Raw genomic sequence first — 12,944 nt, 5'->3', positions numbered from 1 at the left:
TAGCTAGCCCTCTACAGGGCCAGGTCGAGCCGCCTGAGCACCAGACGACTTACGAGCCTCAATCCAACTCTCTACCTCTGACAAATCCCAGGCAACATTCCTACTGGTGAGCGCGATACGGCGTGGAAATTCTCCTCGTTGCTCCAGGTTGTAAATCGTTCTTGAAGATAGTGGGATCATCTCCAAGAGTTTCTTCCTGTTGATGAGCACCATGTTTTCTGTTGTTTGCATAGCTTGGCATCCAGTTGCTAACGAATGCCTTATGGTGCCTAGCAATACAGCTTGATTCAGCCAAATAATTGGCTAAAATGGTTGACATGAAGAATGAGCCAAAAATCGTCATATGGGAAAATTGCGACCCATGCACCTCAGAAGCTCTTAAACAGTTTGAGGAGCGATGGCAGCCGTACTCCGTATCCTCGCGGCGCTACCCCATCATTCGATTGATCGAAGAAGTGATCGACCCCGCCGTGACGGCCTACATGGCAGCTCTTCCTGGGAGCTATAGCGGCTATATCCCTGGCGCTGGTACAGGCGTAGCTTTCAGCGCAATCATCCGACTGGTGGGATTCGAGGCGATGGTTCGTGTGCAGCGTCAGTTGCTGCGCCAATTCATCAAGACAGAGGATAAGCAAACCCCAAGAGACCAGCGCTTTGTCGCCACCCTAGAATCTTTAGTCGGACTGGTTTGGGACTGTGCATGCAAACGTCCGAAAAAGTCAGCGTCGACAAGTGGAGTCAACCTGAATAGCCAACGAAAGCATGGTTTTTGCGATTTCTGTGGAAACTTGACCGAGTTTGCATCCTTCATGGCGACGGTAGCTGACGAACAGATCAATGATGCTGAGCTGGAAGACCATCGAAAGCTTGAACTCAGCCACCAGTTTTGCGCTGAGCACCGTCCGAAGCTAGCAAATGGCGAATGGAATCCGGCATATCGCCAAGCCAAAAGATCTCATATGCACTTCAACCTCGAACTTGCCAGGCTTAACCGCCAATGCGCAAGACGATCTACGCCACAGGCGGCATCCGGCGACCCGTTGGTGGATAGCTATTTCTACCACTACATGTTGGCGCAGACCGTCCAGCCAGCCGACAAAGCAGAACTACGCAATCAGGCCCGCTTAATGGCGGATTCAAAACTATCGGATCGTAAAAAACAGATGCTGGTACTCCAGCACTCTGGATTCAATCAGTCGGAGATTGCTCGAAGGCTTGGCATCGGACGCCAAGCCGTGTCCAAGGCATTGGCACTAATTCCTAACGCATTCCACTTGAAGAAGTAGAACTCCAAGGGAAATTTTAGCGGCTAAAAAAATCAGCGGCTCCCAACAGTCCATTCGTCGATCATATCCGCCCAATCCTGCAACATCGCCGCTCGCTGCTCGCGGTACTCAGCCTTGTTGTAGACCGCTCTCACGCCCTTCTGCTCATGCGCCAAGCACTTCTCGATCCAGTCGGTGTTGTAGCCAGCCTCATGCAGCAGCGTGCTGGCTGTGCGCCGCAAGTCATGCGGCCCGAACTTGGCCAGCGACTTCCCGTCTTTCTGCGCCGCTTTGTAGGTCAGGGTCAGCACCTGGTTGAGTGTGGCAGCGCTCATCGGCGCATCCGAGTCGTACCGTGATGGCAGAACGAAGTCGGAACCACCTGCAAAGGTTTTCAGGGCAATGAAAATATCCAGAGCCTGCTGGGACAGGAATACCAGGTGCGGATTACGGCGCTTCATCCGCTCCTTTGGAATCGTCCACAGCGCTTCGCTGAAATTGATCTCGCTCCAGGTCGCATTGGTCAGCTCGCTTTTGCGCACCATGGTCAGCAAAAGCAGCTTGGCCGCCGCACGATTTGTTGGGCTTGTACCCACCCGCTCCATGTACTGATACATCAACCCGATTTCTTCTGGTGTCAGCGCTCGGTCGCGCGGCTCGAATCGGGCAATGCTGGTTGGCCGCACCAGCTCCGCCGGGTTTTCGACCTTCTGCCCACGCTCGGTTGCCCAGCGAAACACTTGCATAACGATTTCACGCACATGAACGGCGGTGGCCGGTGCGCCTCGCTCGACGATGGCATCGGTCAGCGCTCGCAAGTCCTCATGGGTGATCTCCACCAGCTTCTGATTGCTGAATTTCGGCTTCAGCTCGCGCTCATAGACCGAACGGCGCATGTCGCGTGTGGAGTCGGCCATCTGGTAACCGCGCAGCCACTTCTCCGCCCAGGCACCGAACGTCTCCGCATCCTTGACCCGCGCCTTGTCGCGGGCCTTCTCCTTGGCCGGTGACTTGCCCGCCGCAACCATCTTCTTGGCGTCACCTAACTGCTCTCGGGCTTCTGCCAAGGTGATGCCACCGACGCCATAACGACCAAAGGTGATGGTTTCCTGCCGCCCATTGAGCGAGTAGTTGTAGCGGAACGAAACAGCACCAGCAGGCGTGACAGCCACATACAGGCCATCCCGGTCATTCACCTTGTAGAGCTTGTCCCTGGGCTTGAGATTGCGCAGCTTGGTATCGGTCAGCATGTACCTTGTCCTTCTTCGTTTTCGATACCATGCTGAAAAAACGTCAAATTTATGGTGTTTTTTCTATATATAACAACAACTTATTAAATTTCAATACCATGACAATATAAAAAAGAGCTGCATGGTATCGGCTTCCATCATGGCATCGTCAGTCGATAGTACCAGCTTTAATGCCATGCTCAAACGGTGCTTGGCGCTTCCTTCAGTTGCCAGGCCATGCCAGACGAAACCACAAAAAAGCCCGCAATTACGCGGGCTTAGCGGCTTTTTATGCCTTCAGATGCCTGAACGTGCCAGACGCGGGATCATTCCCACTCAATCGTCGCAGGCGGCTTACTGGAGACGTCGTAGGTAACCCGAGAGACGTGGGTGATCTCGTTGATAATCCGGTTAGAGACCGTTTCCAGAAGTTCGTAGGGAAGGTGTGCCCAGCGGGCAGTCATGAAGTCGATGGTTTCCACCGCACGCAGGGCGATGACCCATTCGTAGCGGCGGGCATCACCGACAACCCCCACGGATTTCTGGGGAATGAAGACCGCAAAGGCCTGGCTGGTTTTGTGGTACCAGTCGGCGTTGTGCAGTTCTTCGATAAAGATGGCATCGGCCTCGCGAAGAATATCGGCATATTCTTTTTTCACTTCGCCGAGAATGCGCACGCCCAAGCCCGGCCCCGGGAAGGGGTGACGGTAGACCATGTCGTAGGGCAGGCCCAATTCCAGACCGATTCTGCGCACTTCGTCTTTGAACAGTTCGCGCAGTGGCTCGACCAGCTCCATAGCCATGTCGTCAGGCAGGCCACCAACGTTGTGGTGCGATTTAATCACGTGGGCTTTGCCGGTTTTTGCGGCCGCCGACTCGATGACATCGGGATAGATCGTACCCTGCGCCAGGAAAGGCACGTCTTTCAGCTTGGTGGCTTCTTCATCGAAAATTTCAATGAAGGTATTGCCGATAATTTTGCGCTTTTTCTCTGGGTCAGCTTCGCCTTCGAGCTTCGACAGGAAGATCTCCTCCGCATCAGCGCGAATCACTTTCACACCCATATTTTTGGCAAACATGTCCATGACCTGATCGCCTTCGTTCTTGCGCAGCAGGCCATTATCGACAAATACACAGGTGAGCTGATCGCCGATGGCCTTGTGCAGCAGCGCCGCCACGACCGAGCTGTCGACACCGCCGGACAGGCCCAACAGCACTTTCTGTGAACCGACCTGCTCGCGAACACGCTCTACCGCGTCCTGAATAATATTGGCCGGAGTCCACAGCGCTTCGCAGCCACAGAGCTTGTGCACGAAGTGTTCAAACAGCCGCTTGCCCTGCAGAGTGTGAGTCACTTCCGGATGAAACTGCACGCCGTAAAAACGCTTGGCTTCGCACTGCATGGCGGCAATCGGGCAAGACGGTGTTGACGCGAGCACCTCAAAACCTTCGGGCAGTTTGACCACTTTGTCGCCGTGGCTCATCCATACATCCAGCAGCGCTTTGCCACTGTCACTGTCGATGTGGTCGGCCACATCCGCTGTCAGTTCACTGGCCGCTTCGAGACGAATCTGCGCATAGCCAAACTCGTGCACCGGCGAACCTTCTACCTTGCCGCCCATTTGCTCGGCCATGGTTTGCATACCGTAGCAGATGCCCAGTACCGGAATACCCAGCGCGAAGATTTTTTCTGGTGCGCGGGGCGAACCGGCCTGCGTCACCGACTCCGGGCCACCCGCCAGGATGACGCCCGAGGGGTTGAACTCGTCGATATCGGCATCACTGATGTCAAAGGCGCGAATTTCACAGTACACGCCAATTTCGCGAATGCGACGGGCGATGAGCTGAGTGTATTGCGAGCCAAAGTCGAGAATAAGCAGGCGGTGGGCGTGAATATCGGGTGTGGACACAGTGTTCTCTCTAGTGAAGGGTGGGCGCTGAGCAGGTCAGCCCTTAAGCAAACAGGGCGTCGCTGCCGACGCCCTGTGCTTGGAAAAATCAGGTTGGGTAGTTAGGCGCTTCCTTGGTGATGCTCACGTCGTGCACGTGGCTTTCACTCATACCGGCAGCGGTCACTCGCACAAACTGCGGCTTGCTGCGCATGGTGTCGACATCCACGCTGCCGGTGTAGCCCATGGCGCTGCGCAGACCGCCCATCAATTGATGAACGATGGCCGCCAGCGGCCCTTTGTAAGGGACACGTCCTTCAATACCTTCCGGTACCAGTTTCTCCGCACCGTCTTCCGCGCTCTGGAAGTAGCGGTCACTGGAGCCCTGCGTTTTGGTCATGGCGCCCAGCGAGCCCATACCGCGGTAGGACTTGTAGGTACGCCCTTGATACAGCTCGACCTCACCCGGCGCTTCTTCAGTACCGGCAAACATAGAGCCCATCATCACCGCGTGGGCGCCAGCAGCCACCGCCTTGGACAGATCACCACTGAAGCGGATACCGCCGTCAGCGATCAGCGGCAGTCCGCTGTCTTTCAGCGCGGCCGCCACATTGGCTATGGCACTGATTTGCGGCACGCCGATACCGGTCACGATGCGGGTGGTACAAATCGAGCCGGGGCCAATGCCCACTTTGACCGCGTCGGCACCGGCTTCCAGCAGCGCCAGTGCGGCTTCGCCGGTAGCGATATTGCCGCCAATCACATCGACTTGCGGGTAGTGCTTTTTAATCCACTTCACGCGCTCCAGTACGTTTCTGGAGTGGCCGTGGGCAGTATCCACCACCAGCACGTCTACACCGGCGGCAACCAGCGCCGCGACGCGATCATCAGTATCAGCACTGGTGCCCACCGAGGCGCCAACACGCAACTGACCGGAGCTGTCTTTGCAGGCCAGCGGGTAGGTCTGGGCGTTGTTCATATCCTTAACGGTGATCATGCCGGTCAGTTTGAAGTCGTCGTTAACGACCAGCACTTTCTCGATACGGTGCTTGTGCAGCAGTTCGCGGGCCACCGACATATCGTCGTTTTCGTTGACGGTAACCAGTTTTTCCTTGGGAGTCATGATGGTGGAAACAGGCACATCCATCTGCTCCTGAAAGAGCACGTCGCGGCTGGTGACGATGCCCACCAGATCGCCGTTATTCAGTACCGGTACGCCGGAAATCTTGTGGCGACGACGCAGTTCAAACAGTTCGCTGATCGGCGCGCTGGCGTCAATGGTGATCGGGTCTTTCACCACACCACTTTCATGCTTTTTCACCGCACGCACTTCATAGGCCTGCTGCTCAATGGTCATGCTTTTATGGATGATGCCGATGCCGCCTTCCTGCGCCAGCGCAATCGCCAAACCGCTTTCAGTGACTGTATCCATCGCCGCTGACAACAGGGGAATATTCAGGGTGATATTGCGGGTGAGCTTGGTCCGCAGGCTGACATCTTTCGCGGTAACTTCAGAGTAGCCGGGAAGAAGCAGAACATCGTCAAAGGTGAGTGCTTCTTGGGAGATACGTAACATAGAATGATTCCAATGCCGGTGGCTAGAATCCTCGCAATTTTAAGTGATGCGGCGCGCCGAGTAAACCAATTATGGCGGGCAAAAGCGCTATATCTTGGTATGATTGCGCGATGACTACACAAGAATCGCCACAGCAGCTCAGCGTCAGCCAACTCAACCGCCTTGCCAAGCAACTCCTCGAAGATTGCTTCAGCCAGGTCAGCGTCAGCGGCGAGTTATCCACCCTCTCCCGGCCCAGCTCCGGCCACTGGTACTTCACGCTGAAAGACGATCGCGCGCAGATTCGCTGTGCCTTCTTTCGCAACCGCAATATGCGCGTCAATTTTCAGCCACAGCCGGGGCAGCAGGTGCTGGTACGTGGCAAAGTCAGCCTCTACGAGGGGCGCGGTGACTACCAACTGATCGTCGACAGCATGCAGCCTGCCGGGGCCGGTGCGCTGGCCGCCGCTTTCGAAGCCCTGAAGGCCGAGCTGCAGGCGGCGGGCTGGTTTGACCCGGAGCGCAAGCGCCCCCTGCCCTCACCGGTAAAACATATCGCGCTGATCACATCGCCCACTGGCGCCGCATTGCAGGATATCCTCGCCGTACTCCAGCGACGCTGGCCGGCAATCAACATCACGCTGCTGCCAGTGCTGGTGCAAGGCGAACAGGCCGCCGGACAGATCGCCCGCGCCCTGTATCAGGCCAACCGTCTGGCGAGTGAGGGTCGGCAGGACTTCGATGTGGTACTGCTGAGCCGCGGCGGCGGCTCACTGGAAGACCTGTGGCCATTCAATGAACGTGTGGTGGCTCAGGCCGTGTTCGATTCCGCCCTGCCCGTGGTCAGCGCGGTTGGCCACGAGGTGGATTTCAGCATTGCCGACTTTGTCGCCGATCAACGTGCCCCGACGCCGTCGGCCGCGGCGGAAATGCTCAGCCCTGATCAAGCCGAGCTGAATTCCCGCCTGCAATTACTGCGCGGACGACTGCAACAGGCTCTCAGCCGCCGTTTGCGGCAGCTTGGCGAACAAGTGCAAACGCTGCAAGGACGTATCCGCGATCCCCGCAGTCGTTTGCGTGAGCAGGCCCAACGTCTTGATGAACTTGAGCTTCGCCTGCGTCGTCAGTGGCTGGTCGGGCAACGCCAGCGCGGTGCGCAACTTGAGGCACGGCAACGACAATTGGCACTGCTTAATCCTCAGCGCCAACTGCTGGCTCGTCAGCAAACGGTGCAGGAATGGCAGCGACGACTGCAAAGTGTCCTGCTGATCCAGCTCCGCCAACACCGTCAGCGACTGACCGCACTGCAAACACAGTTGCGCAGTCTCGGACCCGAGCAGACCTTAAATCGCGGTTATGCCATTGTGCTGAACGAACAGGGAAAGGCGGTTCGCAATGTCGACACCTTGCAGAAAGGCGAGTCATTGCAGGCACGGTTTGCCCACGGCAGTGCCGTGGTGCACGTTGATGATATACGCGAGCCGTAACGGAGCGGCACATCCCTGTGAGGGCGACTCTCACCACCCCTCATCCTGAGCCCGCCTGACGAGCACTATAGCGGCACCGGCGCAGGCTCCGTACCCCCGGATTCCGGGGGCTCACTGGCATCCAGCAGCGATAGAGACAGACTTAGGCTTACCCGCCAGCACGGCCCCTGATGATCGCGCTCGAGCAGCGCGCCCAGCTCGTCGGCTCGCTGCTGCATGATCGCGGTTCCCCGCCCGTGTTGAACCGGACTATCGGGCACACCGTCGTTCTCGATAACTATGCGCAGCGCATCTCCCTGATGTTCAATGTCAACGCTCACCGCGCTGGGCTTGGCATGACGCAAGGCGTTGGATACGGCCTCGCGAAGAACGCGTTGGCACTGTTGCTGCGACTCGGGGCTCACCATTAGCGCGGGAACACGTTCCGGCTGCTGCCATTGCAGAGGCACGCCCGCTGTGTGGCAACGTTCTTCCAGCTCCATACGCCAAGAGGCGAACAGCACCTCCAGCGGCCGCGCTTCGGTGTCCAGCGCCTCCAGCAAGCTGCGCAAATCCTTGATTGCCTCACGCACCAGCGGTCGCTCACCTTCATTACTGCGATGCAACAAGGTAAGCAGGCGCGCGCCAAGATCGTCGTGAATATCCCGGCGAATTCGCTCCCGCTCCGCCACCCGCCCGCGCTCACTGGCCCGCAAACTGTTCTGAGCGATCTCAAACTGGCCCTGCAGCAAGGTGACCAATGCCAAATCATCGCGACTGAAAAGTCGCCGCCCCCGGTCAGCTAACTGAAGCTGCATACCGTTTCCCTCGCCCAACACATCGGGGATGTTCATGGCCTGCCCTCCATCCAGCAACTGCACTTGCTGAACACCGACACAGGGTTGACTGCGCAGCGGCTGAAAGACCTCCTGAAGCAACTCAAGCCACAGACTGCGCAGCTCTGTCACGCTGCGAATCGCGGTAAAGCGCGGAATACTCTGCTGGAGAATACGCTCCAGATTCCGTTCCGGCACGCGCACAAAGCGCTTCCAGAACCATTGCCTTACTGGGAAATACAGCCAGCCGACCATCGCCAGCGACAATGACAGCGCCAGGGTCTGTCCCATGGCCGGCAGCGACACCAGCGCGAGATCGACCGCAATCACCGCGGCTCCGCCCAGCAACCAGCCCCACAGAGCAAACCACCAGCGCTCCAGATCAAACAGCCGATAGCGGATTAACCCCAGCGCAACCCCGGCGTACATCAACAGAAATACCGCAAACAGAATTTCCTGTGGCACCAGTAACTCCAGCCCCAATGCAGCAGGAACGAGTTGTAGGCTGGCAAAGCCCCCCGTACCGGTAAAAATGGCAATCAAAAACCAGAGCAGTGCCGCCCGCTCCAACGGCTTGTCGCGGGTAAAACGCCATTGCAGGGCCGCAAAAATAAAGCCCACGGCGTAGATACCCAAAACCAGGAAATAATAAAAATTGGGCGCAGGCTCCCATTGAAAAATGACCACCGCACATGAGGCAAACCCGGCAATAAAGCTCAGAGGTGCAACGGGAAAGCGCCCCAACTGCTGCGGGTAATGCCAAAGCAAGGCGCTGAATGAAGAAGAAAACAGCAAGGCACCACAGCTGTTGAAGTCAGAGAGAAAGCGAAAAATATCGCCATCAATAAACATCGATCGCGTGCTGTACACAGCGGCTGTATTGGTCGCAACAGCCAGGAACAGCCCGCTCGCGGCATACAGTGTGGTCGCCTTGCCCGGCTTGGCCGACCAGACCATCCCGCCGATAATCAAAATGGCGCTGCCAACGCCAATCTGAAACCAGAATAACCAGTGGAGATCGCCGAGTTGCCGTTGGCGGAATGGCACCGCGAGTTGCTCACCTGAACCGTTGATCAATACCAGATCACCGCGCTGTGCCGCTGCCGATATGAGGCGCTGCTGATCCATCAGGCCGTTAAATTCCTCAAAACTCTCAAGGACGTCGGGTTCCGCAATCAGCCACAGAGGATTGGCAGGCAATTGCTGCTCACCAGCCTTCAGCGCAGCCACTGTGTGGCGCTGACCGGTCGGCGCCGAGTAAATGATCTGCTCCCCGTCCAGACTGAACTGCCCCCGAGGCTGAGGCAGATGTAATGCCAGCAACAAGCTGGCAAGTATGCTGAACAGCAGCAGCGTGAGTGCCACAGCCAAGCGAGCATGTAAGTTCATCCCTTTTACTTCTCTTCTTCAAAGCTGAACACAATGTGCAATACACCTACAGGCGCGGCATCATCCTTGTCCCCACAAACGAGGGGATGCGTCATAATAACGAATTAGCGATAGTATCCAGCCTGATAGTCATTCACACACCATTATTTGGAATACGCCAGTGAGCGCTATAACGCACATCCTGATTGTTGAAGACCTGCCAGATGTCTCCGACTGGCTTGCCGGTATTGCCGATCACTGTTTTCCCGGTGCCAGCATCCGCCGGGCTGACAGCCTGGCCAATGCGCGCGAATTGCTTCCTACCTGGCCAACCCAACTCGCTCTACTGGACATTGGCCTTCCCGATGGCTCGGGTGTAGCGCTGATAAGCGAAATTCTTGCCAAAAACCCCCAATGCAGCTGCGTGATGACCACCATTTTCGATGACTCTGAGCACCTGTTTGCGGCATTAAAAGCGGGTGCGGAAGGCTACCTGCTCAAGGACGAAACCGCCGAGGTATTCAGTCAACGATTGATGGGCATTCTGGCAGGACAGCCGCCGCTGTCTCCCAGCATTGCCCGTCGTATGCTGGCGTTTTTCCGCCCGCAACCGCTGATTGAACACTCGCTCACGGCGCGGGAGGCCGAAGTGCTGACGCTGATCGCCCACGGCTACAGCGTTCGCAATGCCGCCGAGTCACTGCACCTGAGTCACCACACCGTGGCTGACTACCTCAAGGACATTTACCGCAAGCTTCAAGTGAATTCGCGGGCAGAAGCAACGCTCAAAGCGATCGACCTTGGGCTGGTCAGCCCTCGCTCACATTAATCCCTTCGCTATATTATTTGTGCGCCACTATGAAAACGCCCCCGTATTTACGGGGGCGTTTTCATAGATCTGTGGCCAGCCGCAATGGCAGGCATTGGCGCCTATCTTAGTCCAGAAGTATCTCAGTCAGGCACTGGCAAGCTAGTAGCTCTCCGGCAGCTTCTTCTTGATGATGATGTGGCGGCCTTCCACCTCGATGTAATCACCAATCGTCAGATCTTTGAGAATTCTCGCCACCATTTCACGGGATGAACCCACACGATCAGCGATTTCCTGCTGGGTCAGCTTCTCGTGAATTTTCATTGCGCCACTGTCACCCTCTGGCTCAGCCAGCCCGGTGAGCACTTTGACAACGCGGCCATAGACATCTTGCAGCGCCAGACTTTTCACATCATTGGTGAGTTGGCGAATGCGACGGGTGAGATTTTTGTTGAGGATACGGGTGATATTCGGGTGCATATCCAGGATGGCTTTAAAGTCTTCCTTATAGATAATGCGCACCTTGGTCGCGTCCATTGCCCGGACCGAAGCCGAGCGCCGATCGTCGTCCAACAAGGCCAGCTCACCGAAATAATCGCCAGTTTCGAGAATATTGAGTACAAAATCCTTGCCGTTTTTGTCACTGCAATACACTTTTACGCGACCGCTATCCACGACATAAAGTGAGTCCGCGACATCACCCTCGTGAATCAGCACGGTATTTTTCGCGTATTCCCGCACGATGCTGGTATCCCGGAGCAATTGCAGCTCCTCGGGACTCAGACCATCAAACAGGTCTACGTTTTCAATACTCATGACTATTACTCCCTGCGGATTTTTTATCGAGGGACTATAGCATAGCTGCGCAAGTTGCTGTCTAGCCTCGACTTATCAGCGTGAGAGCAAGATCGCATGTTAGATTGAATGTGACGCCAGCCGGGCGGCTGGCGTCAGAAAGGAAGCAAATCAGCCTTCGGGACGCATATGTGGGAACAGCAACACGTCACGAATAGACGGCGAGTCAGTGAACAGCATCACCAGACGGTCGATGCCAATGCCCTCGCCCGCTGTGGGCGGCAGGCCGTACTCCAGCGCTGCGATGTAATCAGCGTCGTAGTGCATTGCCTCATCGTCGCCCGCGTCTTTCTCGGCGACTTGTGCCATAAAGCGCTCGGCCTGATCTTCGGGATCGTTAAGCTCCGAGAAGCCATTCGCCAGCTCACGGCCTCCCACAAAGAACTCAAAGCGATCCGTAACAAAGGGGTTATCGTCGCTGCGGCGCGCCAACGGTGACACCTCGGTGGGATACTCGGTAATGAAGGTTGGCTGATCCAGCTTGTGCTCAACCGTCTCTTCAAAGATTTCAATCTGGATCTTGCCCAGTCCCCAAGAATCTTTCACATCGATCCCCAGCCCCTTGGCAATTGCCGTGGCCTGCGCAATATCCGACAGCTGCTCAGCGCTGATATCGGGGTTGTACTGCAATACCGAATCAAACACCGACAGGCGGGTGAAGGCTTTGCCGAAGTCGTACTCACTGCCCTGGTAATTCAAAGTGGTGGTACCCAGCACTTCCTGTGCTACGTGGCGCAACATGGCCTCGGTCAGGTCCATCAAATCCTTGTAATCGGCGTAGGCCTGGTAGAATTCGATCATGGTGAACTCGGGGTTGTGACGCGTCGACAAGCCCTCGTTGCGGAAGTTGCGGTTGATCTCAAACACGCGTTCAAAGCCGCCCACCACCAGTCGCTTCAGATACAGCTCCGGCGCAATGCGCAGGTACATATCCAGATCCAGTGCATTGTGGTGCGTCACGAAGGGGCGCGCAGAAGCACCGCCGGGGATGACCTGCATCATTGGCGTTTCCACTTCCACAAAATCACGCTGCTGCAGGAAGTTGCGGATCGAGCTGATCATTTTCGAGCGAATGGCAAAGGTGCGACGCGACTGCTCGTTCATAATCAGATCGACATAGCGCTGGCGATAGCGTAATTCCTGATCCTGCAGACCATGGAATTTATCCGGCAGCGGGCGCAATGATTTGGTCAGCAAGCCGCCCTCTTCCATATACACATACAGGTCGCCCTTACCAGATTTGTGCACCGGCCCGGTAGCGAAAATAATATCGCCAATATCCCAAGCCTTAATGTCATCCATCAGCTCGGCTGGCAGCTTCTTCTTGTCGATATAGGTCTGAATGCGGCCAGACATATCCTGCAGCACCATAAACGGCCCGCGCTTGGCCATAATGCGGCCCGCCACACTGGCGCGACGGTCGAGCTGCTCCAAGGTCTCCTTATCCTTGTCGCCCAGCTCCTCCTGCAATTCCTGCGCGCAGGCATCGCGGCGGAAGTCGTTGGGGAAGGCATTGCGCTTTTCGCGAATCGCCGCCAGTTTGGCGCGGCGCTCGGCGATCAGGCGATTCTCTTCCTGCGTGGCCTCGTGGCCAGACTCGGGGGCATTATGCTGTTCAGACATGGAATAATCCTGTTGGCTGGGCGCCGTAAGGACGCCCGGTAAAATTCGGC

Annotated in this window: 10 protein-coding genes; 3 read left to right on the top strand and 7 right to left on the bottom strand. The window is 56.6% G+C overall.

The features are described from left to right. Positions 1-3 precede the first annotated feature (3 nt). The gene (locus G411_RS21940) at positions 4-213 is read right to left on the bottom strand and encodes a helix-turn-helix transcriptional regulator (protein ID WP_425423270.1); all 210 of its coding nucleotides are present in this window, start codon (positions 211-213) and stop codon (positions 4-6) included. A 104-nt stretch (positions 214-317) separates the two neighbouring features. On the opposite strand from G411_RS21940, the gene G411_RS0116805 reads away from it, so the two are divergent. Next, positions 318-1,286, top strand: coding sequence for a helix-turn-helix domain-containing protein (locus G411_RS0116805; RefSeq protein WP_028968553.1), 969 nt, complete (start codon positions 318-320; stop codon positions 1,284-1,286). 32 nt (positions 1,287-1,318) lie between these two features. On the opposite strand, the gene G411_RS0116800 is transcribed toward G411_RS0116805, so the two are convergent. The 3 genes from G411_RS0116800 to guaB all read right to left on the bottom strand — a co-directional run bounded on the left by G411_RS0116800 (position 1,319) and on the right by guaB (position 5,959). Then, positions 1,319-2,515, bottom strand: coding sequence for a tyrosine-type recombinase/integrase (locus G411_RS0116800; protein WP_022960375.1), 1,197 nt, complete (start codon positions 2,513-2,515; stop codon positions 1,319-1,321). Between the two features lie 305 nt (positions 2,516-2,820). Further along, complete coding sequence (gene guaA, locus G411_RS0116795; protein ID WP_022960374.1) at positions 2,821-4,404, bottom strand: glutamine-hydrolyzing GMP synthase; 1,584 nt, start codon at positions 4,402-4,404, stop codon at positions 2,821-2,823. A gap of 88 nt (positions 4,405-4,492) precedes the next feature. Beyond that, a complete protein-coding gene (guaB, locus tag G411_RS0116790; protein ID WP_022960373.1) occupies positions 4,493-5,959 on the bottom strand; it encodes an IMP dehydrogenase in 1,467 nt (488 codons plus the stop codon). A 110-nt stretch (positions 5,960-6,069) separates the two neighbouring features. Between guaB and xseA the strand changes: the two genes are divergently transcribed. After that, positions 6,070-7,425, top strand: a complete 1,356-nt coding sequence (gene xseA, locus G411_RS0116785; RefSeq protein WP_022960372.1) for an exodeoxyribonuclease VII large subunit — start codon at positions 6,070-6,072, stop codon at positions 7,423-7,425. 65 nt (positions 7,426-7,490) lie between these two features. Here xseA and G411_RS0116780 read toward each other — a convergent pair whose 3' ends face one another. Beyond that, complete coding sequence (locus G411_RS0116780; RefSeq protein WP_022960371.1) at positions 7,491-9,629, bottom strand: ATP-binding protein; 2,139 nt, start codon at positions 9,627-9,629, stop codon at positions 7,491-7,493. A 160-nt stretch (positions 9,630-9,789) separates the two neighbouring features. Between G411_RS0116780 and G411_RS0116775 the strand changes: the two genes are divergently transcribed. Next, positions 9,790-10,437, top strand: coding sequence for a response regulator (locus tag G411_RS0116775; RefSeq protein ID WP_022960370.1), 648 nt, complete (start codon positions 9,790-9,792; stop codon positions 10,435-10,437). 141 nt (positions 10,438-10,578) lie between these two features. On the opposite strand, the gene G411_RS0116770 is transcribed toward G411_RS0116775, so the two are convergent. Next, the gene (locus G411_RS0116770) at positions 10,579-11,232 is read right to left on the bottom strand and encodes a Crp/Fnr family transcriptional regulator (RefSeq protein ID WP_022960369.1); all 654 of its coding nucleotides are present in this window, start codon (positions 11,230-11,232) and stop codon (positions 10,579-10,581) included. 150 nt (positions 11,233-11,382) lie between these two features. Continuing rightward, positions 11,383-12,894, bottom strand: a complete 1,512-nt coding sequence (gene lysS / locus G411_RS0116765; protein ID WP_022960368.1) for a lysine--tRNA ligase — start codon at positions 12,892-12,894, stop codon at positions 11,383-11,385. Positions 12,895-12,944 lie beyond the last annotated feature (50 nt).

The sequence above is a fragment of the Spongiibacter tropicus DSM 19543 genome (assembly GCF_000420325.1).
GTDB classification, from domain to species: Bacteria; Pseudomonadota; Gammaproteobacteria; order Pseudomonadales; family Spongiibacteraceae; genus Spongiibacter; species Spongiibacter tropicus.
This window is presented reverse-complemented; position numbering and strand designations above follow the sequence as displayed.

Bases quoted from the DNA above. Each gene is read 5' to 3' on its own strand.
- G411_RS21940 (WP_425423270.1), bottom strand. From the start codon at position 213: ATGGTGCTCATCAACAGGAAGAAACTCTTGGAGATGATCCCACTATCT.
- G411_RS0116805 (WP_028968553.1), top strand. From the start codon at position 318: ATGAAGAATGAGCCAAAAATCGTCATATGGGAAAATTGCGACCCATGC.
- G411_RS0116800 (WP_022960375.1), bottom strand. From the start codon at position 2,515: ATGCTGACCGATACCAAGCTGCGCAATCTCAAGCCCAGGGACAAGCTC.
- guaB (WP_022960373.1), bottom strand. From the start codon at position 5,959: ATGTTACGTATCTCCCAAGAAGCACTCACCTTTGACGATGTTCTGCTT.
- xseA (WP_022960372.1), top strand. From the start codon at position 6,070: ATGACTACACAAGAATCGCCACAGCAGCTCAGCGTCAGCCAACTCAAC.
- G411_RS0116780 (WP_022960371.1), bottom strand. From the start codon at position 9,629: ATGAACTTACATGCTCGCTTGGCTGTGGCACTCACGCTGCTGCTGTTC.
- G411_RS0116770 (WP_022960369.1), bottom strand. From the start codon at position 11,232: ATGAGTATTGAAAACGTAGACCTGTTTGATGGTCTGAGTCCCGAGGAG.
- lysS (WP_022960368.1), bottom strand. From the start codon at position 12,894: ATGTCTGAACAGCATAATGCCCCCGAGTCTGGCCACGAGGCCACGCAG.